Annotated in this window: 24 protein-coding genes; 11 read left to right on the top strand and 13 right to left on the bottom strand. The window is 64.4% G+C overall.

Translation table 11 applies throughout. The annotated features are described in order from the left end of the window. Positions 1 to 44: 44 nt before the first annotated feature. The 4 genes from ACW17U_RS05360 to ACW17U_RS05345 form a co-directional block, all read right to left on the bottom strand. Positions 45 to 953 carry an Hsp33 family molecular chaperone gene (locus ACW17U_RS05360; RefSeq protein ID WP_492055125.1) on the bottom strand — a complete coding sequence of 303 codons (909 nt, stop codon included), beginning with the start codon at positions 951 to 953 and terminating at the stop codon, positions 45 to 47. A gap of 230 nt (positions 954 to 1,183) precedes the next feature. After that, entirely contained in the window at positions 1,184 to 2,119 is a 936-nt protein-coding gene (gene argF, locus ACW17U_RS05355) for an ornithine carbamoyltransferase (protein ID WP_492055123.1), read from the bottom strand. A 114-nt stretch (positions 2,120 to 2,233) separates the two neighbouring features. Continuing rightward, complete coding sequence (locus tag ACW17U_RS05350) at positions 2,234 to 3,454, bottom strand: aspartate aminotransferase family protein (protein ID WP_492055122.1); 1,221 nt, start codon at positions 3,452 to 3,454, stop codon at positions 2,234 to 2,236. 151 nt (positions 3,455 to 3,605) lie between these two features. Then, complete coding sequence (locus ACW17U_RS05345; protein WP_062147205.1) at positions 3,606 to 4,427, bottom strand: ABC transporter permease; 822 nt, start codon at positions 4,425 to 4,427, stop codon at positions 3,606 to 3,608. A 328-nt stretch (positions 4,428 to 4,755) separates the two neighbouring features. Between ACW17U_RS05345 and gcrA the strand changes: the two genes are divergently transcribed. The 5 genes from gcrA to ACW17U_RS05320 all read left to right on the top strand — a co-directional run bounded on the left by gcrA (position 4,756) and on the right by ACW17U_RS05320 (position 8,572). After that, positions 4,756 to 5,286 carry a cell cycle sigma 70 cofactor GcrA gene (gene gcrA, locus ACW17U_RS05340; protein ID WP_062147208.1) on the top strand — a complete coding sequence of 177 codons (531 nt, stop codon included), beginning with the start codon at positions 4,756 to 4,758 and terminating at the stop codon, positions 5,284 to 5,286. Positions 5,287 to 5,356: 70 nt separating this feature from the next. After that, positions 5,357 to 6,880 (top strand): exodeoxyribonuclease VII large subunit, encoded by a 1,524-nt coding sequence (gene xseA / locus ACW17U_RS05335; protein ID WP_492055121.1) that lies wholly within the window; start codon positions 5,357 to 5,359, stop codon positions 6,878 to 6,880. Between the two features lie 27 nt (positions 6,881 to 6,907). Further along, on the top strand, positions 6,908 to 7,129 hold the full coding sequence (locus ACW17U_RS05330) for a DUF2093 domain-containing protein (protein WP_492055120.1): 222 nt from the start codon (positions 6,908 to 6,910) through the stop codon (positions 7,127 to 7,129). Positions 7,130 to 7,308: 179 nt separating this feature from the next. Beyond that, positions 7,309 to 7,977: a M23 family metallopeptidase gene (locus ACW17U_RS05325; protein WP_492055119.1), complete on the top strand. Its 669-nt coding sequence runs from the start codon at positions 7,309 to 7,311 to the stop codon at positions 7,975 to 7,977. 79 nt (positions 7,978 to 8,056) lie between these two features. Beyond that, positions 8,057 to 8,572 (top strand): response regulator, encoded by a 516-nt coding sequence (locus ACW17U_RS05320; protein ID WP_062147218.1) that lies wholly within the window; start codon positions 8,057 to 8,059, stop codon positions 8,570 to 8,572. On the opposite strand, the gene ACW17U_RS05315 is transcribed toward ACW17U_RS05320, so the two are convergent. After that, positions 8,569 to 9,498, bottom strand: coding sequence for a lysophospholipid acyltransferase family protein (locus tag ACW17U_RS05315; RefSeq protein ID WP_492055118.1), 930 nt, complete (start codon positions 9,496 to 9,498; stop codon positions 8,569 to 8,571). The genes ACW17U_RS05320 and ACW17U_RS05315 overlap by 4 nt on opposite strands. Before the next feature lie 127 nt (positions 9,499 to 9,625). Between ACW17U_RS05315 and ACW17U_RS05310 the strand changes: the two genes are divergently transcribed. Further along, positions 9,626 to 10,009 carry a helix-turn-helix domain-containing protein gene (locus ACW17U_RS05310; protein WP_062147226.1) on the top strand — a complete coding sequence of 128 codons (384 nt, stop codon included), beginning with the start codon at positions 9,626 to 9,628 and terminating at the stop codon, positions 10,007 to 10,009. Positions 10,010 to 10,051: 42 nt separating this feature from the next. Continuing rightward, positions 10,052 to 10,888: a histidinol-phosphatase gene (gene hisN / locus ACW17U_RS05305; RefSeq protein WP_492055117.1), complete on the top strand. Its 837-nt coding sequence runs from the start codon at positions 10,052 to 10,054 to the stop codon at positions 10,886 to 10,888. Here hisN and ACW17U_RS05300 read toward each other — a convergent pair. The 5 genes from ACW17U_RS05300 to ACW17U_RS05280 form a co-directional block, all read right to left on the bottom strand. After that, a complete protein-coding gene (locus ACW17U_RS05300; RefSeq protein ID WP_492055116.1) occupies positions 10,869 to 11,834 on the bottom strand; it encodes an alpha/beta fold hydrolase in 966 nt (321 codons plus the stop codon). The two genes, hisN and ACW17U_RS05300, sit on opposite strands and share 20 nt — an antisense overlap. A 4-nt stretch (positions 11,835 to 11,838) precedes the next feature. Further along, positions 11,839 to 12,147: an SCP2 sterol-binding domain-containing protein gene (locus tag ACW17U_RS05295; protein WP_062147236.1), complete on the bottom strand. Its 309-nt coding sequence runs from the start codon at positions 12,145 to 12,147 to the stop codon at positions 11,839 to 11,841. A gap of 92 nt (positions 12,148 to 12,239) precedes the next feature. Further along, complete coding sequence (locus ACW17U_RS05290) at positions 12,240 to 12,902, bottom strand: hypothetical protein (protein ID WP_492055114.1); 663 nt, start codon at positions 12,900 to 12,902, stop codon at positions 12,240 to 12,242. An 8-nt stretch (positions 12,903 to 12,910) separates the two neighbouring features. Continuing rightward, positions 12,911 to 13,795 carry a class I SAM-dependent methyltransferase gene (locus ACW17U_RS05285; protein WP_492055113.1) on the bottom strand — a complete coding sequence of 295 codons (885 nt, stop codon included), beginning with the start codon at positions 13,793 to 13,795 and terminating at the stop codon, positions 12,911 to 12,913. Positions 13,796 to 13,853: 58 nt separating this feature from the next. Continuing rightward, entirely contained in the window at positions 13,854 to 14,696 is an 843-nt protein-coding gene (locus ACW17U_RS05280) for a class I SAM-dependent methyltransferase (protein WP_492055112.1), read from the bottom strand. A gap of 230 nt (positions 14,697 to 14,926) precedes the next feature. Here ACW17U_RS05280 and ACW17U_RS05275 point away from each other — a divergent pair, with 230 nt between their 5' ends. Further along, on the top strand, positions 14,927 to 15,397 hold the full coding sequence (locus tag ACW17U_RS05275; protein ID WP_062151599.1) for an Hsp20 family protein: 471 nt from the start codon (positions 14,927 to 14,929) through the stop codon (positions 15,395 to 15,397). A 127-nt stretch (positions 15,398 to 15,524) separates the two neighbouring features. On the opposite strand, the gene ACW17U_RS05270 is transcribed toward ACW17U_RS05275, so the two are convergent. From ACW17U_RS05270 to gpmA, 3 genes are all read right to left on the bottom strand, one after another. After that, entirely contained in the window at positions 15,525 to 16,790 is a 1,266-nt protein-coding gene (locus ACW17U_RS05270) for a pentapeptide repeat-containing protein (protein ID WP_062147248.1), read from the bottom strand. Positions 16,791 to 16,883: 93 nt separating this feature from the next. Beyond that, complete coding sequence (locus ACW17U_RS05265; protein WP_062147251.1) at positions 16,884 to 18,143, bottom strand: pentapeptide repeat-containing protein; 1,260 nt, start codon at positions 18,141 to 18,143, stop codon at positions 16,884 to 16,886. An 85-nt stretch (positions 18,144 to 18,228) separates the two neighbouring features. Continuing rightward, the gene (gene gpmA / locus ACW17U_RS05260; RefSeq protein ID WP_492055111.1) at positions 18,229 to 18,942 is read right to left on the bottom strand and encodes a 2,3-diphosphoglycerate-dependent phosphoglycerate mutase; all 714 of its coding nucleotides are present in this window, start codon (positions 18,940 to 18,942) and stop codon (positions 18,229 to 18,231) included. 99 nt (positions 18,943 to 19,041) lie between these two features. Between gpmA and ACW17U_RS05255 the strand changes: the two genes are divergently transcribed. The 3 genes from ACW17U_RS05255 to ACW17U_RS05245 all read left to right on the top strand — a co-directional run bounded on the left by ACW17U_RS05255 (position 19,042) and on the right by ACW17U_RS05245 (position 22,158). Continuing rightward, complete coding sequence (locus ACW17U_RS05255; RefSeq protein WP_062147257.1) at positions 19,042 to 19,275, top strand: hypothetical protein; 234 nt, start codon at positions 19,042 to 19,044, stop codon at positions 19,273 to 19,275. Next, the gene (locus ACW17U_RS05250) at positions 19,272 to 20,228 is read left to right on the top strand and encodes a KpsF/GutQ family sugar-phosphate isomerase (RefSeq protein WP_492055110.1); all 957 of its coding nucleotides are present in this window, start codon (positions 19,272 to 19,274) and stop codon (positions 20,226 to 20,228) included. Before ACW17U_RS05255 ends, ACW17U_RS05250 begins: the two co-directional genes overlap by 4 nt. Positions 20,229 to 20,661: 433 nt before the next feature. Then, on the top strand, positions 20,662 to 22,158 hold the full coding sequence (locus ACW17U_RS05245) for a phosphomannomutase/phosphoglucomutase (protein ID WP_492055691.1): 1,497 nt from the start codon (positions 20,662 to 20,664) through the stop codon (positions 22,156 to 22,158). The last annotated feature ends 33 nt before the right edge of the window (positions 22,159 to 22,191 follow it).

Here is a 22,191-nt window from a genome sequence, read left to right as displayed (position 1 = left end):
TGCGTTTCGCACACTCACTTGAAGGTGCCGGGTCACAAATGGCTCTAGCCCACCTCGGCGGGGTCCAGGGCATAGACCCGCGAGCAATATTCGCAGGTCACGTGGATCTTGCCGTCGGGCTCGATCATTTCGGCCTTCTCGGCATCGGTGAAGGACTGGATCACGGCGCCGATACGATCTTCCGAGCAGCGGCAGAACGACCGCAGCGGCTTTTCTTCCAGCAGACGCACGCCGTCCTCATTGAACAGCCGCCAGAGCAGCGTCGGGGTGCCCAGGGCCGGATCAATCAGCTCGTCCTCGCCGGTCGTTTCGAAAAAGGCTTGAGCGTGGTTCCAGGCCTCCTTGGTCTCGCCGCGCGTCTCATCGCCGGCGATCGACTGGATCAGGATGCCGCCGGCCCGCCAGGTCGGGCCTTGGCCGATGTCAGCCTGACCGACAGCCAGACGGACGCGCGTCGGAGTCTGCTCCGACTGGAGGAAATACTGCTCAGCGCACAAAGCGAGGGTTTCGCCCTCGATCGGCGTCACGCCCTGATAGCGGTCCATGTCAGGCCCCTGGTCGAGCGTCATGATGAACACGCCTCCGCCGAGCAGGGTCTTGGCACCCGGACGGGCAAAGCCTTCCGAAACCTGGGCCACCTCGTCCGGATCGAACCGGCAATAGCCGCGCAGGCCCCCGCTGGTGTCGTAATCAACCACCACATAGCGCACCGGCCCATCGCCCTGGGCCTGGACGATCAACCGCCCCTCAAACTTCAGACTCGAGCCCACCAGGGCCGCCAGGGCACAGGCCTCGCCCAGCAGATTGGCGACAGGCTCGGGATAGTCATGGCGGGTCAGCACCTCGTCAACGGCTGCGCCGAGGCGAACGACACGGCCGCGCACGGGCAGGCCCTCGATCTGAAAGGCGGAAACGATGTCGTCGAGGGCGGGTATGGCGGTGGTGTCAGTCATGGGGCGGTTAAATAGGGGCTTCCGGCGAAAATGCGAGCCCCTGGATGTCGCGGCCACACCTCACCACGTCCGCCCCAGCCTGATCTTCCCATAATGGGTACGATCCACCGCAGGGCCCATTGTCGGACAGGCAGAGTCGGCGCACCCCAAGAAGGTCGCTGCTTCTGCCCATATGCAGCGGCAAAGCCGGCCAGTGTTCCACCCCCACCGGGCGCTGGCCGGCGCCCTCCCTAGCCGATCGCGCCGAACGCCCAGGCCAGGATCGACTTCTGGGCATGGATCCGGTTTTCAGCTTCGTCCCAGGCCAGGGAGCGCGGACCGTCCAGCACGGCGTCGGTGACTTCCTCGCCCCGGTGAGCCGGCAGGCAGTGCAGAAAGACACCGTCCGGCGCTGACAGGTCCATCAGGGCCTCGTCGACCTGATAGGGCTCCAGGGCGGCCAGACGCTCGTCATGGTCGGTATCGCCCATCGACACCCAGGTATCGGCCACCACCACGTCGGCTCCGCGCACCGCTTCCTTGGGATCGTCGGTCATCGTCACCTGACCCTGCAGATCGGCAGCGCGGGCCAGATCCACCAGATCAGGATGATAGACGGCGGGACAGGCGATCTTCAGCTTGAAGCCGAGCAGCGGAGCGGCATGGATGAAGCTGGAGCAGACATTGTTCCCGTCGCCGACCCAGGCGATGGTCTTGCCGCCGACATCACCGCGATGTTCCTCGATGGTCAGCAGATCGGCCATGATCTGGCAGGGGTGGCTCTTGTCCGTCAGGCCATTGATCACCGGCACGGTCGAAACCTGGGCAAAGCGCTCAACGTCGGCGTGACTATTTGCGCGGATCATGACGGCATCGACCATCCGGGACAGCACGCGCGAGGTGTCCTCGATGGTCTCACCCCGACCCAGCTGCATGTCGTTTGACGTCGAAATGATCCCGCTGCCGCCCAACTGACGGATCGCCGCGTCAAACGAGAACCGGGTACGGGTCGAGTTCTTCTGGAAGATCATCGCCAGAACCCGGCCGTCCGCCGGTGCGTCGGCGTCGACCCTGCCCTTGCCCCAACCCTTGCGGGCAGCCTTGCGGGCCTTGGCGTCCTCAAGCAGCAGCCGCAGCGTTGCGCCGTCGAGCTTCCACAGGTCGATAAAGTGCCGGGGTTGGGTCATTGCCATTCCCTCGCCGCTCTCCCCGGCGAGGGCCGGGGCCCGGATTTCTCCAGGACTTGAGAGGGCGTGTGCTGGGTCCCGGCTTTCGCCGGGACGCGCGTAAGAGTTCAGGGGTTAAGCGGCGGCCAGCTTTGCCCGCGCGGCCTCGCAGGCCTTTTCGAGCTTGGCGATGGCTTCACTGGCCTCTTCGAGGGTCAGGTTCAGCGGCGGCAGCAGACGCACGCAGTTGTCGCCGCCACCAGCCACCAGCAGCTTCTCGTCGCGCGCCAGAACCATGAACTCGCGATTGTTCGAGACCAGCTTGATCCCGATCAGGAAACCCTTGCCGCGGATGTCGACGATGACGTCCGGAAAGCGATCCTTCAGACCATTGAGCTGCTGGACGAAATAACCGGCTACCGACTTCACGTTGTCGAGGATCTCGGGCGTGTTGATCGTTTCAAGCGCGGCCTTGCCGATGGCCATGGCCAGGGGGTTGCCGCCAAAGGTCGAGCCATGGACGCCAACGGTCATGCCCTTGGCCGCCTCGGTGGTGGCCAGGCAAGCCCCGACGGGGAAGCCGCCGCCGAGCGCCTTGGCCACGGCCATGATGTGCGGCTCGCCGCCCGGGGCCCACTCATAGGCGAACAGCTTGCCGGTCCGGCCCATGCCGCATTGCACCTCGTCATAGATCAGCAGCACGCCGTGCTCGTCGCAGAGCGAGCGCAGGCTGACCAGGCAGTGCTCGGGAATGGCCCGGGCACCGCCCTCGCCCTGCACGGGCTCGACGATGATCGCTGCGGTGGTCGGCAGGGCAACGGCCGCCTTCAGGGCGTCGTGGTCGCCGAACTTCAGCTGGCTGTAGCCCGGCAGGCGGGGACCAAAGCCTTCGACATAGCTCGGATTGCCGGAGGCGTTGACTGCGGCATAGGAGCGGCCGTGAAACGAACCGTCGAAGCCGAAGATCTCGGTGCGCTCGGGCTGGCCGTTGGCCGTGTGGTACTTGCGCGCCGTCTTCAGGGCGCACTCGATGGCCTCAGTGCCCGAGTTGGTGAAGAACACCACATCCGCGAAGCTGTGAGCGCAGAGCTTGTCAGCCAGTTCTTCCTGCTCGGGGATCCGGAAGATGTTGGAGACGTGCCAGAGCTTCTCGCCCTGGGTCTTCAGCGCTTCAACCAGAACCGGATGGGCATGGCCAAGACCGTCGGTCGCGATGCCGCCGACGCAATCCAGATATTCCTCACCATCCGTCGAGAACAGGCGCGCGCCTCGGCCCCGGTCGAACGCAAGCGGGGCGCGATTGTAGACGCCCATGATGTGTTGTTGCGAAGACTGCGACGACGTCGGGCTGGTCAAGACCGCCTCCCAGAAAGGAAATAAGCCCCCGCACTGTTCGCACGGGGACCGGAAGGCCGCAGGTTGTCGCCGCGGAACAGCGCTCTGTCAATGAAGGGTCCAGGGCAAGTTCAGGGAAATTGTCCGCCCTGTTGCTTCCGGGTGACCCCCCTCAGGTCTTGAGGCGATATCCGGTGCGGAACAGGTGCCAGCACCACAGGAAAAGGCCGATTGTCAGGAGGGCTGTCGCGATCACCCCGACCTGGATAGAGCCGTCGGCGTGGCCGATGAACCCGTAGCGGAAGCCATCGATCAGGTAGAAGAAAGGGTTGTAGTGACTGGCCGACCGGAAGGGCTCGGGCAGGCGATCCACCAGATAGAAGGTCCCCGACAGGAAGGTCATCGGCATGATCAGGAAGTTGGTCACGGCCGAGAGCTGGTCGAACTTTTCGGCCCACAGACCGGCCAGAATGCCGGCGAGGCCGAGGATCAGCGACGCGCCGATGCCGAAATAGAAGATCGGCCAGATATGGGCGATGCCCAGGCCGGCCCCCGGCAGGACGCCAATCACGATCGCCGTAACCGCCCCGACCACCACACCCCGGGTCGCCGCCCCGAGGGCAAAGGCTGAGACCTGCTCCAGGGGCGACAGCGGCGGAGTCAGAAAGTCCGGCGTCAGGCCCATCATCTTGGCCTGGATCAGCGAGGAGGACGAGTTGGCGAAGGCATTGTTGAGAATGGCCATCATGATAAGGCCCGGGGCCACGAACTGGCCGAAACTGACGCCGTCCACGGCCTGACGGGCGGGACCGACTGCGACCACGAAGACCAGCATGTAGAGCAGGGTCGTCACCACCGGCGCGGCGACCGTCTGGGTGCCCACCTTCCAGAAGCGGCGGATCTCGCGCTGATAGAGGGTGAAGAAGCCGCTCCAGTTCCAGCCGTGATAGTCGCGCGGCTGCGGCGGAACGACGCTGTCTGCCATGTCTTTCATAGATCCGAGTCCCGAATGACGCCCCGGGTTTTCGAGGACCTCGAAAACGCTGAACCCCTTATCCATAGCGCGATTGCCGTCGAAACCGGTGGCAATTCTGCGCTGTCGAACCACCGGCATTTGCGCTTTGCGCTCACCGGACGCAAGTCGGACCCGATCCAAATCAACATCTAGTTTCTGTGGACAGACCACTGGGCGCCCATTGTGTGGGTTAAGGTTTTCTTTACGATATCTAGTAGGACGACCGCCGGCGGGGTGGTCAAGACACCAGATATGGGGTCCTGGGCTTGGGGAAGCCTCGGCCTTCATGACATGGCGGGAGATGCGTATGAGCTGGACCGACGATCGGGTCACCACCTTGAAGAAGCTCTGGCTGGACGGGCTTTCGGCCAGTCAGATCGCCAAGCAATTGGGTGGCGTCACGCGCAACGCCGTGATCGGCAAGGTGCACCGTCTGGGCCTGTCTGGCCGCGCGGCTCCCTCGCAACCGGCGCGTCCGGCCTTCAAGGCTCCACGCCCGGCCCGGCCCGCCGCCCAGACCATGCCGTCCGCGCCTCGGCGGGTCGTCACGCCGGAGCATGCTCCGGTCCAGGCCGTGGTGTCGGCCGGCGTCGCGCCCCCGACCCTGCCCGCCTTCCGCGATGAGCAGCCCGGTTCGGCCACCGTCCTGACCCTCGGCGCCCACATGTGCAAGTGGCCAATCGGCGATCCCTCGTCGGACGGCTTCACCTTCTGCGGCCGCCGCTCTTCGGAAGGCCCCTATTGCGGCGAACACGCCCGGGTGGCCTACCAGCCGCAACAATCCAAGAAGAAGGCCGGCCCCACCGAGCTGGCCCGCTCGCTGCGCCGCTACATCTAGACCCTACCCACAAGAACAAGTCTCTCATGCGGCCCTCCCCGTTCGTCGGGGAGGGCCTTATGCTGTGCGGATGACCGACGTCACCGCCCCTGATTCCAACGCGCCAGCCTATTCCGTCTCGGAACTGGCCTTTGCGCTGAAGCGCACGCTGGAGACCAGCTATTCCCATGTGCGGCTGCGCGGCGAGTTGTCGAAGGTCACCCACCACTCCAACGGCCACGTCTATCTGACGATCAAGGACGACAAGTCGGCCATCGACGGCGTGGTCTGGAAGGGCTCCGTGCGCGGCCTGGGCGTGCGGCCCGAGCACGGCCTGGAAGTCATCGTCACCGGAAAGATCACCACCTATCCGGCCGGATCGCGCTATCAGATCGTCATAGAAAGCATGGAGGCCGCCGGGGTAGGGGCCCTGCTGGCCCAGCTGGAGCGGCTGAAGGCCAAGCTGCACGGCGAGGGTCTGTTCGAGGCCAGCCGCAAGCGCCCCCTGCCCTCGATGCCCGCCGTGGTCGGCGTCATCACCAGCCCGACCGGGGCGGTGATCCGCGATATCCTGCACCGCATCCGCGACCGCTGGCCCTGCCATGTCCTGGTCTGGCCGGTAGTCGTTCAGGGCGATCAGGCCGCCGCACAGGTGGCGGGGGCCATTCGAGGCTTCAACGCCATAACGCCGGGCGGAGCCATTCCGCGGCCCGACATCCTGATCGTCGCCCGCGGCGGCGGATCGGTCGAAGACCTTTGGGCCTTCAATGACGAGACCCTGGCCCGCACCGTGGCATCCAGCGATATCCCGCTGATCTCGGCTGTCGGCCACGAGACCGACACAACCCTGATCGACTTCGTCTCTGACCGCCGCGCGCCAACCCCGACGGCCGCCGCCGAGATCGCCACGCCGGTGCTGGGCGAACTTCGTGCCCTTGTCTCTGACTACGACCGCCGCCTGAACCGCAGCGGCGCGAGGCTGATCGAGGATCGCCGCACCCGCCTGGTCAGTGCCGCCCGCGGCCTGCCCCGCCCGGCCGACCTTCTGGCCCTGGCCCAGCAGCGGTTCGACATCGCCGCAGGGCGACTGGATGCCGCCCTGGGCCGCAACACCGCCGTCCATGCCCAGGCCCTGCTTCGCGTGACTGCCCGCCTTTCGCCCGAGGCCCTGGGCCGTCAGCGCCAGCAAAAGGCCGACCGCCTGACCGACCTGACCCAGCGCCTGGATCTGGCGGCACACCGCACGCCCGAGCGCATCGCCCAGAATGCCCGCCTGCCCGCCCTGTGGAGCCGCCTCAACGCGGCCGGCGAGCGCCGCCTGCGTCGTGACGAGGATCGCCTGACCAGTCTTGAGAAGCTGCGCCAATCCCTCAATCCTCGCCGACCGCTGGATATGGGCTTTGCCCTTGTCCGCAAGGCGGATCGCTCAATCGTCCGCTCGGCCGCCAGCCTCGGCCCCGGCGACTGGGTCAGCCTGCAGTTCGGGGACGGCGATCGCAACGCCCTGATCGACGACAGTGCACCGCCCGTCGTCACGCCGCTGACAGTCGGCACGCCCAAACCCGCGCGGGCGAAACCGACAACACCAAAACCTGATCAAGGCGATCTGTTCTGAGACGCCGCATTGGCGTAAAAGGGCCTCATGAACGCTTATGACCGCGACCTTGGAAAGCCCGACGGCCTGGCCGTGCTCCACTACGGCGACGGCGAGTTCGCCGTCATGTCGCCGGGTCGCTTCGTGCTGTGCGCCGTCACCGGTGCCAAGGTCTCGCTAGAGGCTCTGCGCTACTGGAGCCCCGAATTGCAGGAAGCCTATGCCAGCCCGGCCGAGGCCATGAAGCGCTGGCAAGAGACCTCGGCCTGAACCGCCGGGCGCTTCTGGCGGGCCTGGCCCTTTGCGGCCCGGCTCTGGTCGGGGTTGGCACCCCAGTTTCCGCCGCGACCGCGCCGCTGGATCTGTATGGCCGGCTGGTTCAGGGTGGTTTCGCCATAGGCCGGACGACACCCCTCGCCACCCTTGATCTGGACGGCGAGATTGTCGGCATGGCCTCGGCCGATGGCTGGTTCTTCGTCGGTTTCGACCGCGACGCCCCGCTCACCCAGGTCCTGACGGTCACGACATCAGACGGTTCCGCCAGCCAAACCCTGGCCGTCGCCCCCGGCGATTTTGATATCCAGCAGATCAATGGTCTGGCGGCCGACCAGGTCGCGCCGGAAGACCCGCTCCTGCTGGCCCGGATCGCCGCCGAGGGCGAACGCAAGGCGAAGGGCTTCAGCAGCCTCGCGGACCTGGACGCCTTCAAGGATGGCTTCATCATGCCCGTGGTCAGGGCCAGGCGCTCGGCGCGGTTCGGCGGCCAGCGCATCCTCAATGGCGAGCCCCGGCGTCCCCATTTTGGGGTTGATCTGGCCGCCCCTGTCGGGACACCGGTTCGAGCGCCGGCGGGCGGACAGGTGTCCTTTGCCGAAACGGGCCTGCACTTCGAGGGCGGCCTCGTTCTGATCGACCACGGACAGGGCCTGATTACCGCCTATCTTCACCTGTCAAAAGTGATTGTAATGGCCGGAGATTTGGTCACGCAGGGCCAGGAGATCGGTGCCGTGGGACGTGAGGGCCGCGCTACGGGACCCCATCTCTGCTGGCGCATGAAATGGCGGGGGCGCAACCTTGACCCGTCCCTTATGGTCGATCTGCGCAGGCCTCGACTCTAGCGCGAAAATTAACCACTCGTTAGGCCTGATCTCTCTATCCAGAGACAGGGTCACGGACAGACACGGAGACACCCACCGCATGGCGGCGGACTACGCGAATTTGCGCTTTCTGCTGGTGGACGATAACCACCATATGCGGGCCATTGTCGCCGCCATTCTGAATGGCGTGGGCGTTCGGCACATTCGCGAAGCGACCGATGGTGCAGAAGCCCTGCAAGCCATGCGCGAGAGCATGATCGACATCGCCATTGTCGACTTCAAGATGTCCCCCCTGGATGGGGTGCAGTTCACCCAGCTAGTGCGCAATTCACCAGACAGCGCCGATCCCTTCCTGCCGATCATCATGCTGACCGGTTTCGCTGAACGGCACAGGGTGTTCGAGGCCCGCGACTCCGGCGTGACCGAAATCGTGGTCAAGCCGGTGACGGCGCGCTCGCTGCTCGACCGGATTGACGCGGTGATCTTCAAGCCCCGGCCATTCATTCGGTCGGCGGACTATTTCGGCCCCTGCCGCCGGCGGCGGGACGATCCCAACCATGCCGGCCCGTTCCGCCGCAAGGGCGAAGGCTCAAACCGCGACACGGTGGAAATCTAGTCCTCGGCCTGAGCGGCCATGGCCGCATAGACCTCGTTGGGCCAACGGCGATGTACCCAGAACCACTCGGCCGGACGCTCGCGGATGCGGTCTTCCATGAAGGCATTGATCAGCCGCACGCCAGCCTCGATGTCCGCGGAGCGATCGCCGGTCGAAGGCGGAACGATCGGGTCATGCACAACGGCCCGAAACCGCGCGCCCTTGATGCGCTGCACGGACATCGGCTGCAGCACCGTGCCAAAACGGATCGCCAGTCGCGTCGGGCCAGGCGCGGTGCGCGCGTCGTGGCCAAAGAACGGCGCAGCCACGCCATTATTGAACTTCTGATCGTTCATCAGGGCGACGGACCGGCCTTCCTTCATCCCCTCCAGCAGTTCACGGGCACCATCACCGCCCTTGGGGGCAAACAGCCTCACGCCATAGCGGAACCGGCTGTCCTTGATGCGCTTGTCCACATAGGGATTGTTGGCCGCCCGGTAGGTCATTTCGCAGATGACCCCGGAGTCGACGATCGCCGCCGGCATCACCTCCCAGTTCGACAGGTGGCCTGACACGAACACGACCGGGATCTTCTTCTCGGCGATCTCGGCCAGGCGTTCCTTGTTGACCACCTCGACACGGCCGGTGGAGGGCAGGATCCTGTCCATCAGGGGGAATTCCGCAAAGGAGCGCCCCAGACCGTCCCATTGCGCGACCAGGGTCTCGGCGCGCCAGGCGGCGTCCTTTTCCGGGAAGGCCAGCCGCAAATTGCGTTCGGCCACCTTGTGCGCGCCACTCAGGGGACCAAAGGTCCGGCCGATCCAGCCGCCAAGGCTTGACGCCGCGTCCACGCCCAGAAGGCGAAACAACGCGATGAAGAGGTCAAAGCCCAGCGCTTCCATGCGCCAGAGCAGATCCTGGGCCCAAGGCCGACGCTTATCCGACATGCCTTCTTAGTAGGCTGGCTTGCACGCCGCGCGCAATGTCGCTTCGCCCGGCACGCGACTTGCGGCTGTCAGAGCGGACCGTTCCGTTTCGGGACGCTCGATACTTAACAGGGGGGCTTGGCTTTCCATGGGTAATGACATCGACGTGCATCTGGGCAAGCGTTTGCGCCGCCGCCGCCGTCTTCTGGGCCTGACCCAGCAGCAACTGGCGGGCACGGTGGGCGTGCGATTCCAGCAAATCCAAAAGTACGAGTGCGGTGCGAACCGTATCTCGGCGGCTCGCCTCTGGCAGCTGTCTGAAGCGCTGGAAGTTCCGGTCGGCTATTTCTATGACGGGCTTTCCGACCAGGTTCGCCGCGAAACGACCAGCGACGCCGAAGGTGGCGAAATGTTTGCCCGCAAGGAGACCCTGGATCTGATCCGGGCCTACTACCTGCTCGGCGAGCGTCCGCGTCGTCGCCTGCTGGATCTGGCCAAGTCCTTGAACGGCGGCGAGCACGCCGACGCATAAGTGTGAGTGGCGTACGTGTGGCGGGGGCGTTAAACCCCGCCCATGACGCTTTCTGCTGACCGGCTTGCGGCGCTTGACGCCTTCATCATCGACCTGAACCGCGCTTCGGCCGAGGTCATACTCCCCCTGTTCCGGGCCGACCACGGGCTGGAAGACAAGGGGGCCGGCAAGGATCTCCCGCGGGCGAGCCATGCCGCCTTTGACCCGGTGACGGAAGCCGACCGCGGCGCTGAAGCCGCGATCCGCGCCCTGATCGCCAAGACCTATCCCGAGCATGGCGTGATCGGCGAAGAATATGGCGAGGACCGTCCCGACGCCGAGTTCGTCTGGGTGCTCGACCCTATTGACGGCACTCGCGCCTTTATCTCTGGCCTGCCGGTCTGGACCACGCTGATCGGCCTGCGGCATCAGGGTCGCCCGGTCCTTGGCTCCATCGGCCAGCCCTATCTCGGCGAAATCTTTCTGGGCCATGCCGGGGGCTCGCGCCTGCTGTCGCGCGGTGCCGAGCGCCCAATCCAGGTGCGGGCATGCGCCGAGCTGACCAGCGCCATCATCGCCACCACGGATCCGGATGCCTGCTTTGACGGGGCCGAACGGGCGGCCTGGCTGCAGGTCCGCGCGGCTGCCAAATTGGCCCGGCTGGGCTGCGATGCCTATGCCTATGCCATGGTGGCCCTGGGCAAGATGGACATGGTCATCGAGGCCGGCCTGAAATCCTGGGACATTGAGGCGGCCATTCCGGTGATCGAGGGTGCCGGTGGCGTCGTCACCGACTGGCACGGCCGGCCCATTGGCCAGCAAGGCGGGCAGATGGTGATCTCGGGAGATCGTCGGCCACTCGACGAGGCTCTGGTATCGCTCAGGCGGTCGGCGAAATAGGCGCGACCGCCGCAACCGTCTCATCAAAGGCCGCCCAGAACGGGGCCCGGCGGTCATCCGTTTCGATCAGCACCTCATGGAAGGCCCCCTCGACCTCGAGGTAACGCCCCTTGGGAATGCGGTCGGCGATCGCCTTGAGGTCCGCGTTCTTCACTCGGGTATCCTCGCCGGCCCCGACAATGGTCACCGGGATCGAAATCGCTTCAACACCCGGAGAACGGCGCAGCCAGGCGCAGGCGGAAAAGGCGAAATCGATCCAGCCCCAGGTCGTCCCGCCCAGCGCGATGTCGGGATTGGCCAGAAGTTGTGCCCGGTAGCGTTCATAGCGCGCCTGGTCATGGGTCAGGGCATCGGTGGCGAAGCTGTGCGTGAAGGGGTCACCCCGGTCGCCCAGGGCATAGTCCCCAGCGAAACCGGCACGGGCCATGATCCAGGCCAGGGCTCGCGCCGCGCGCGCGGGACGTTTGCCGGTATTGAGGCCCAGCATCGGGGCAGAGAGGACACAGGCCGAAAAACGTCGCTCGCCCTGGGCCAGGGCCAGGGTGGTAAGGCAACCGCCCATCGAGTGGCCCAGCGCGATCCAGGGCTTGGGCAAGCGATCCTCGAAGGTGTCCAGCAGGGTCGTGTAGTCACTCAAAAAGGGCTTGAAACCCCTGGCGTGCCCCTTGAGCCGGTCGGGCAGAGCCCGGGCCGACAGCCCCTGCCCGCGCCAGTCGTGGACCAGGATTGCGAAACCGCGATCCAGCAGGTCCTGGACGACTTCGAAGTATTTCTCGATCGGTTCGCTGCGGCCGGGACTAACGATCACAGAGCCGCGAGGCTCTACCTCGGGAAAAAAGCAAGCGGCGCGGAGGGTTGCCCCATCCGCGCCGCCAAACCATTCAGCCGTTCCATGGTCGGGGACAGGCACCTCGGGAATCGATACCAGAGGGGCCTGCTCCGACATGGGATCAGCGCATCTTCGAGAAGAGCGCCGCCATGCTCGACTGGAGCGCCATGGCCACGCCCATGTCCGACAGCTTCAGCTTGCCGGTCATCACCGCCATGGTGGGGTCGAGAGAGCCGGCACCGATGGCCAGCAGGTCATCCATGCTGAGGGTCATGGTCAGGTCGGCGGGCTTGTCTTCATTGGTGACCGAACCGCCGTCGATGTGCACGACACCGGCGTCCTTGAGGTCGAACTTCAGGCTCTTGCCCAGACCGCTGTCGTCGCCCACGGCGCCTTTAATACGATCGGTGATTTCCTGCAGCGTGGCCATTTGCGCGTTCTCCTTGTTTTTTCGCGTGTTGCGTTGGCAAAAGCTAGACCGGGCAGAGGCGGCAAGTAAACACCGTTCAGACCCGACCTTGCTTATTTCTTCTTCGGATAGAACCCGACCCTAGTTGGAGTTTTTGTCAACTTTACCTTCACGGCACCCGGAAAATCATCGTGGAGAAAATAGGGGGTCTCCTTGACCTGGGGCAGAGGTTTCGTTCGGCCATCAGCAAAGACGGCAACCCCGCCCTGGGCCTTTACAAAAGCGACACCGCCCATCTTGGGTGCGAGCATGGCGGCAGGTCCGGCCTGACGACGAATGACGCCGTTGGTTTCCTCGACAGTGGCCACCAGGTCCTTGACCTCGTACTCGGTCTCGGCCTTCAGGGTCGTGAGGAAAGCCATCGAGGTCCCGAACTTGGTGCCAACCGGTGCATCAAAGGCGACCTTGGCGTCGGAGAGCTGGGCCAGGCTTGGGGTCTTTTCGTAGTAGCCATCAGCATTGATCGGAATGACGGTCCTGTTGCCATTGGACTCGATCAGGGTCGCCTTCTGACCAGTGATGGGTTTGCCATTGACCCGGGGCGAATAGATCAATCGGAAGCGGGCCTTCTCACCGGGCGGAAGCTTCAGGAATCTTTCCAGAAACGGAAAGGCCTTGTCCGTGGAAACCGTCAGTTGGCCGGCAAGGGCGGGTGCAGCAGCGCCCATGGCCAGCGCCAAGGCCAAGGCCGGAACCAGGCGCGTTCGGTTTGTCATTTTTCCGCTCATTTGGGCTTCATGAATTTGAGGGTCATCCGATCGCTTTCGCCAATCGCGTCATACTTGGCGTGGTCGAACCCGGGTTCGGGCGGTTCTCCCCTTGGGGCCGAGAGCCGGGTTGGTGGCAGGGTCCAGACGCCGAAAGGATGATCCTTGGTGTCGAGCGGGTTGGCGTTGATCTCACTGGACCCGACCATGATGAAGCCCGCCTCCTGGGCCATCTGCTCGACATAGGCCTGTTGAACATAGCCGTCTGCGGCCAGGACATCCTGGATGCGCCCCGCCTGGCCCCGGTGTTCCTCGATCCCGAGAATGCCGCCAGGCTTGAGCGCCACCAAGGCGTCCTTGAAGGCCTTCTCGGCTATGCCGGCGGCCATCCAGTTGTGCACATTGCGCAGGAACAGCACCAGATCCGCCGAGCCCGCCGGCGCGACGGGACCACTCGTCGGGCCAAAGGCCGTAATCTCCACACGCCCGTAGAGCTTGGACTTCTCAGCCAGCTTATGACGATAGGCCTCCACGACCTCGATAGCCGATGGGTCCTGGCCATCCGCCTGCAGAGTTGGGGCATAAAGCTTGCCCTTCGTGGCCGCGAGAAATGGAGCCAGGATTTCCGTGTACCAGCCCGCGCCAGGCCAGAATTCCACGACGGTCTGACCCGGCTTCAGGTCCCAGAAGGTCAGGCTCTCGACAGGATGGCGCCACGGATCTCGCGCACGGTCGGCCGGCGAGCGCCAAGACCCGCCGACCGCCGCCTCTATGGTGTCATTCTGCGCCTTGTTCGGTGCCTTCGGGGGCGCTTCGGCGGCCTTGCGACCGCAGCCGGCAAGGCTTGCGGCCGCCCCGGCAACGATCACGCCGCGCCTGGACCAGGTTGTATCCGGAAGCATTCTTCCCCCTTACGAACGCCGCCAGACTAAGTCGCGACCTTGGCCAGAATGCGCCGCTTCAGCCAGGTTTGCGGAACCGCAGGGTCATCCGGTCGCTCTCGCCGATCGCGTCATACTTGGTGCGATCGAAGGTCGGGTCGGCAGGTTGGCCACCGGGGGCGGTGCGCTTGACCGGCGGCAGGGTCCAGACGCCGAAGGGGTGATCCTTGGTATCCTTGGGGTTGGCATTGATCTCGGACTTGGCGTCCAGCTTGAAGCCGGCCTTCTCGGCCAAGGCGACAACGGTAGCCGTGGAGAGGTACCCGTCAGCGCCGGCGCTGGTCTCGGACTTCGGGTCCGCGCGATGCTCCTCGACGGCCAGCATGCCGCCCGGCTTGAGCACAGCGAAGAAGTCCGCGAATACCTTGTCCGCAACGCCCGGCTGAACAGTCCAGTTGTGGACGTTTCGGGCGGTCAGCACGAGGTCGGCTGACCCGGGAGCCCCCAAGGGAGCGGAGACAGCGCCAAAATTGGCATAGCCGACCTTGCCGTACCGCTCATCCTTGGCAAAACGGGCTTCAAAGGCTTCGCGGCCCTTACGAGCCCCCTCTGAGAGCTTGGGATTGGCCAGATCGGCGACACCGGCGATGTAAACGCCACCCGTCGCCTTGGCGTAGGGCGCGAGGATCTCGGTCCAGTACCCGTTGCCCGGAGACACTTCGATGATCGTCTGGCGGGGCTTCACCCCCCAGAAAGACAGGCTCTCATACGGATGGCGAGCACCATCACGCGCGACATCAGCAGCCGGTCGCTGAGGTGCAGCGACAGCGGCCTTCAGCGCCGCATCGCGGGCGAAGGCGGAGGGAGCAGCAGCCACACAGAGGGCTGCTGCCAGAATCAGGACATGGCGACGGTGGGTCATTTGGGGGGCTCTTCCGCGTCAGGAGCGGCGACCTTAGCCGGGCAATTGCGGCAATCAAGCCCTTAGCGACCGTGGATCATTTTCGCCTCTTGAAGTCGAAAAGAGGCACCCCAACTAATTAATCGAAGGCGCTGGACTTCCGGGCCTTCCGGACCGCAGGCGATGCCGATTTCGGGTCGCCAAAGGGACGAACTGACACCGCAACCTTGCTTGATGAGAAGGATGTCACCATGCGTACCATCGACCTTTCCCCCCTCTATCGGTCTGTCGTCGGCTTCGACCGACTGGCCTCCCTGCTCGACGCCGCAGCGTCGAATGAGGCCGCGTCGGGCTATCCGCCCTACAATATTGAACGCACCGACGAGAACGCCTACCGGATCGAGTTGGCCGTCGCCGGGTTCAAGCCGGACGAACTGTCTATCGAGGTGAAGGAAAACCTTCTCACCGTCACCGGCCGCAAGACGGCCAATGACGAAGCCAAGCGCTACCTGCATCGCGGCCTGGCTGAGCGCAATTTCGAGCGCCGCTTTCAGTTGGCCGACTATGTGGTCGTAACGGATGCGGCCCTGGCCGATGGCCTGTTGTCGATCGCCCTGAAGCGCGAACTGCCCGAAGCCCTCAAACCCCGGACAATTGAGATCAAGTCGGAGGCCGCTCCGCTGATCGAAGGCAAGAAGGTCAAGGCCGACAAGGCCGCCTGACCGGCCACCTCCGACATCGACGTCTTCCCCCTCCCCGACTCTGGCGGCGCAGCGATGCGCCGCCTTTTTCGTGTCGAGGCAAAAGTCAGACCTGACGAAGGTCCCCCCGCGTCTTTCAGCAGCCGGGCTAGCTGGGGCCTGAGAGGTCCAGACCCTGCACCTGGCTAAGATCACAGTCCCGGAAACTGGTCTTGAGCACACGGGCCCCGGTGAAATCGGCTCCGCGCAGATCAGCACCGTCGAGCACGGCCTCTGAAAGATTGGCTGTCTGGGCCATGACATAGCGCAGGCGCGCGGACCCGAGATGGGTCACGGTTCGGCGGTCCGGCCCGAGAGGCAGGGCCGTCAGGAAGGCCTGGCGCAGATCGGCCTTGGTCAAGTTGGCACCGGTAAGCTTGGCCCCACGCAGATCGGCACCGCGAAGATTGGCCGCGCGAAGATCAGCGTTCTGGAGGTTGGCTCCCTGAAGCTGGGCACCAGACAGATCCATACCGACCATACACGCCCCCTTGGCGCTCATCGCCGTGAGGCGCAGGCCCTTGAGGCGATCGGCCAAGGGACGCAGGTCCTCGCCGTCCAGACGCGCGCACTGACCTTCCTGTCCGCCGGACTGACACCAGAGCTGGTTGTCCAGGGCACGCTGGTAGAGCTCCTTGACCCGTGCGAGCGCCTGGGGCGTGACAGCGATCAAAGCGCCGCTCATGTTCGAGCCCGTGGTCCGCGCCGTCGAGGTATCGACGCCAGCCATGACCGATCCCTGCAGATTGGCCCCTTCAAGATTGGCACCCTTCACGTCGGCACCGTCCAGAATGGCCCCCGAGAGGTTGGCTTCCTTGAGATTGGCCCCCGACAGCTTGGCACCGCGCAGGGAACAGTCGCTGAAATCGGCCTTGAACGCCGACACCCCTTCGAACTGCGAACCATCGAGGGTCGCGCCCGAGAAATTGACCTCATCGACTTCGCCCTGGCGCGTCTCGTGCCGAAGGGTATCGAGACCCTTGCTCGGGTGAGGAATGGCGATTTGCCCTTCTCGAAAATCCGCCTGGGTCAGATCCGCCTGGGCGAGGTTGGCACCGCGCAAACAGGCCCCGCGGAGGTCGGCACGCACCATAACCGATTGCCGCAGATCAGCCTTGCGCAGGTCACAGCCGAAGAGACTCGCACGATCCAGCTTTGTGCGGACCATGCGGCAGCCTTCGAGAGCCGACCCGGTAAAATCAGCGTCCACAAGATTACGGAATGAGAGGTCCAGACCGGACAGGTTTACGAACTTCAGAGAAGCGCGCCGGCCGCCTTGCTTCCCAGTCACGAACTTCTCGTGGGCTGTCAAAATCATGTCGAGCTCGGCCTGGCTAAGGCGTCGCCTGCCGGCCATGCTCTGCGCGGCGTTCATGCCCCTGATACTCCCGTAACCACGTTCTGTGGTCGGACCCTATCGGGGATGAACGAGTGAACCGTTAAAAGTGCGCGGAAATGTCGCGCCGGATCAAAGAACCCCGTTTAGGCCGCGCGAGCCCGCCCGAAGGGCTCCGGTAAGGTCGACGTCCTTGAGATTGGCATTGGTGAAATTGGCGCGAGAAAGGTCCGCACCACTGAAACAGGCCTGACGGAGATCCGCTCGAGCGAGATCCGCATTGGTCAGCAGACTTCCGGTCAGATCCGATGGCAGCAGCCGATCCGGCCCGATCAGCAGCGGGCCGAGTTGCGCATCTCTGAGGTCCGAACCTGATAGCTTGGCACCGCGCAGGCGGGCACCGCGGAGATCGGCGTGGCGCAGATTGCAGGCCCTTAGGTCGGCCCCCTCAAGTTGGGCACCCTGGAGCTGCACGCCTTCCATGTCGAGGCCGTAGAATACCGCCCCCTTGGCCGAAAGCGCAGTCAGGTTAAAGCCGCGGATCGTTTTCAGATTCCGCAGGTCGGCCTTGTCAAAGGCCGAGGGCTTGCCTTCCGAGCCCCCGGTTTCACACCACCGCGCATGGTCGGCGATCATCTGTTCGTAGGGCAGGTCCGATATGCTCGTTCCAGAGGGCTTGTCAGTCAAAGCCCCGTCCATGTTGGTGTCACTGACGTTCCAGGCCTGGGTCTTTGCACCGACCAGAACGCTGTTGCGCAGGTCCGCGCCGGACAGGTTGGCACCAGACAGATCGGCCCCTGCGAGGTTGGCACCGTTGAAATTGGCCTGCTTCAGATTGGCGCGGACCAGCTTTGCATCCTTCAGGATCGCATCACTGAAGTCCGCCTTGTTCGCGACGATTCCGGAAAGCCGCGAGCGCTCAAGGTTCGCGCCGGCCAGGATGGCACCCGTGGCATAGGCCTCACGATGGGTCTGCTCGAGGATCTTGTAGCCTTCCTTGCGATCCGCGGCGGCTATGGCCCCTTCCCGCAGATCGGCCTCGAAAAGGTCGGCCCCGGTTAGATTGGCGCCCCTCAGACTTGATCCCCGCAGGTCAGCCCGTCGCATTGAGGCGTCGGACAGGTCAGCCCCCTGCAGGTCGGCCCCGTAGAGATTGGCATTGTCGAGCTTGGCCTTGCGCAAGTCGCAACCGACCAGCAGCGCGCCGGTGAAATCGGCGTCGCAGAGATTTCGCCCGGTGACCGAAAGACCGGACAGATCGCAGAACGCAAAAACGGCCCGCGCGCCGCCAAGACGAGCCGCCCACAGCCGGTCGTGCTTGGCGCAGATCACGTCCACGTCATATTGCGTCAGGCGCCGATACTCGTGGCCCGTGGCCACAGGAGCGGTCATGTTACTTGCGATCTATCCAGATGGATGGATCCCGACCATGCCTCCTGCGGCATTAACGCTGAGTTTCCAAGGCCTTCCGGTACCGTCAGCCTATGGCCGGCAGGGACTCGGCGCGGCTCCCGTCAAGGTAGCGCACCGCCACGGGCTTTAGGCCCAGGTCGAGCTCGATCACCAGCGGATTGCCGGTCGGGATCTCGACATGAACGATCTCGGCGTCCGGCACGTTGAACAGGTGCTTGACGATGGCACGCAAGGAATTGCCATGGGCGGCCACCAGGATCGTCTCGCCCGCCGAAAGCCTGGGCGCGATTGCGGCCTCCCAGTAGGGCAGTACACGAACAAGCGTGGTCGCGAGGCTTTCCGTCGCGGGCAGGTCCTTGCCGGCGTAGCGGCGGTCCTTGCTGAAATCGTACTCGCCGCCCGGGGCCAGTTCCGGCGGCGGAATGTCGTAGGACCGGCGCCAGATCGTGACCTGGGCCTCGCCATGCTTGGCGGCGGTCTCGGCCTTGTTGAGGCCGGTCAGTCCACCATAGTGACGCTCATTCAGCCGCCAGTCCTTGGTCACCGGCACAAAGCTTTGCCGAGCAGCATCCAGGGCCAGATTGCAGGTTCGGATCGCGCGGGTCTGAACGGAGGTGAAGGCCTCGTCGAGTTCGATGCCGGCCGACTGAATCAGTTCGCCGCCCTTGCGCGCCTGGGCTTCGCCCTCGGCGGTCAGATCGACGTCCACCCATCCGGTGAAGCGGTTCTCGAGATTCCACTGGCTCTGGCCATGGCGGAGCAGGACGAGGGTCGGCATCGGGCCTCCTTGCGAGATGACACGGGCGGGCTAGGCCCAGAGGCGCTTCACGTCAAGCGCCCCCTCCCCGTCCGCGCGACACATGCTATAGGCAGGCTCATGTCCGATCGCATTTTCATGCCCCTGATGGCGCTGATCGCCTTTGCGATGATCGCCCTCGCCCTGGTCTGGCCGCAAGGTTATGGCGCACGTTCGCCAGATCCTTTCGGGTCGACGCCCATCCAGCAGACGCCGGAAATGCGGGCCAAGATCGAGCGCGAAAAGGAAGGTGCCCGACGCCGGGCCGAGGAAGCCGTGCGGGCCGTCAAGGCTGCGGGCGGAGCCGTGCAATGAGCGATTTTGACGCTGTCGCGGTCGGCCAGCGCGTCATCCTGGGCGAAGCAGAAGCCCTTCGGTCGCTTTCGGACACGCTGTCCGACGCCTTTGCCAGGGCCGTCGAGACCCTGTTTGCCGCCAAGGGACGCGTAGTCTGCACCGGCATCGGCAAGTCAGGACACGTTGCCCGCAAGATCGCCGCGACCATGGCCTCGACCGGCGCACCGGCCATGTTTGTCCATGCCGCTGAGGCCAGTCATGGCGATCTGGGCATGATCGGCCAGGACGATGTCGTTCTGGCGCTTTCAAAGTCGGGCGAAGCTCGCGAACTGTCCGACACCCTGGCCTATGCCAAACGCTTCTCTATCCCCCTGATTGCCATAACTGCCGTTGCAGAGAGCCAGCTTGGCCGCGCAGCCGACATCGTGCTGCTGCTTCCCGACGCCCCGGAAGCGACCGCAGAGGTCAATGCGCCGACGACCTCGACCACCCTGCAGATGGCCCTTGGCGATGCCCTGGCTGTCGCCCTGCTGGAACGGCGCGGTTTCACCGCCAGCGATTTTCGCGTGTTCCACCCCGGCGGCAAGCTTGGCTCCATGCTGCGCACGGTCGGCGATCTGATGCATGGCGCGGAGGAACTGCCGCTGGCCGCCGTCGACGCCCCCATGGCCGAAGCCCTGCTGGTGATGAGCGAAAAGCGCTTCGGTGCCGTCGGGGTCACAGACAGCTCCGGGGCCCTTGTGGGCCTGATCACCGATGGCGATCTGCGGCGCCACCTGGATGGCCTGATGGGCCATGTCGCCAGCGAGGTCATGACGCGCGCGCCCTTGACCATCGGATCTGCCGCCCTGGCCGCCGAGGCCCTGAAAATCATGAATGAGCGCCGGATTACGGTGCTGTTTGTGGTCGATGGCGAGCGCCCCGTTGGCATATTGCATGTGCATGATCTGCTTCGAGCGGGGATTCTCTAGACCTGGGTCTGACTTCGACGCCTTATCTGACCCTGCTATACCCTTTCTGAGCTATGCCCTTGGGTGACGTCAGCCGCCGAGCCCCGCTGGGCCGAGCATCTCGTACCTGCGCACGATAGACAAAACAGGCTCAACCCAGGGCAAACGACATAGATCTTCTTACGCTTGATACACGCACAATCTAGAAATGGTCCAAAATGGAAAAAGTCGTAAGAAAGCGGCGTCGAAAAACACCGCAGAAGAAGAAATTTTCTTTCACAAAAAATCATTTGTATATTGCATCTGCAGTCTTGATTGGCGGCTTGATACTGATAATTGCCGCGAAATTCTACCTACTGGCCCTCTAGGCTAGATGCACCCCTACGCGTTTACGCCCTGACAAGGTGAGCCTCCAGCGGCTATAGAGACGACTTCAACCTAGATGCGAGCACCGATGTTCTCTGCGCCCCGCTCCGACCTCGTTGCCAACACTGCCGCCTATGAGAACGAACCGCTGGTCAAGGCGACCGGCTTTCGGGAATACGACGCGCGCTGGCTGTTTGGGCCCGACATCAACCTGCTGGGCATTCAGGCCCTGGGGCTTGGGCTAGGCACCTATATCCAGGAACTGGGCCTGGCGAAGATCGTGGTCGGCCACGACTTCCGCTCCTATTCCAGCTCGATCAAGAACGCCCTTATCCTGGGCCTGATCTCGGCCGGCTGCGAAGTTCACGACATCGGCCTGGCCCTGTCGCCCACCGCCTATTTCGCCCAGTTCGACCTCGACATCCCCTGCGTGGCCATGGTCACCGCCAGCCACAATGAAAACGGCTGGACCGGCGTCAAGATGGGGGCCCAACGCCCCCTCACCTTCGGCCCCGACGAGATGGGCCGGCTACGCAACATCGTGCTGGGCGGCAAGTTCGTGGAGCGTGATGGCGGCAAGCTGATCCGCGTCGACGGCGAGGCCGAGCGCTTCATCGCCGATGTCGCCAAGCGCGCCAGCATCACCCGCCCCCTGAAGGTCATCGCCGCCTGCGGCAACGGCACCGCCGGGGCCTTCGCGGTCGATGCCCTGCAGCGCATGGGCGTGTCCGATGTCATCGGCATGGACACCGAGCTCGACTACACCTTCCCGAAATACAATCCGAACCCGGAAGATGCCGAGATGCTGCACGCGATGGCGGCCGCCGTCCGCGAGCATGGCGCGGACCTCGCCTTCGGCTTCGACGGTGACGGCGATCGCTGTGGCGTCGTCGATGATGAAGGCGTGGAGATCTTCGCCGACAAAATCGGCCTGATGCTGGCCCGCGATCTCGCCCCGCTGAACCCCGGTGCCACCTTCGTGGTCGATGTGAAGTCCACCGGACTCTACGCCACCGACCCGATCCTGGCCGCGCACGGCTGCAAGGTGATCTACTGGAAAACCGGCCACAGCTACATCAAGCGCAAGAGCGCCGAACTGGGGGCCCTGGCCGGCTTCGAGAAGAGCGGCCACTTCTTCATGAACGGCGAGCTAGGCTATGGCTATGACTGCGGCCTGACTGCCGCCGCCGCCATCCTGGCCATGCTGGATCGCAATCCGGGCTTGAAGCTGTCGGACATGCGCAAGGCCCTGCCGGTGGCCTTCACCTCCCTGACCATGAGCCCTCACTGCGGCGACGAGGTGAAGTACGGCGTCGTCGACGACGTCGTGAAGGAATACCAGGACCTGTTCGCCGCCGGCGGTTCGATCCTGGGGCGCAGGATCACCGAGGTGATCACGGTCAACGGCGTGCGCGTGCACCTGGAAGATGGCTCGTGGGTTCTGGTCCGCGCCTCATCCAACAAGCCCGAGATCGTCGTCGTGGTCGAAAGCACCAGCTCCGAAGACGACATGCGCGCCCTGTTCCGGCAAGAGGTCAAGCCACGCCTGGGCAACCGGGTTGGGAAGTATAATCAGGAGATCTGATCCCCTCTCGACAGCCGAGAAATCAGTCTAGCG

This window comes from Caulobacter sp. AVps16 (genome assembly GCF_058681455.1).
This window is presented reverse-complemented; position numbering and strand designations above follow the sequence as displayed.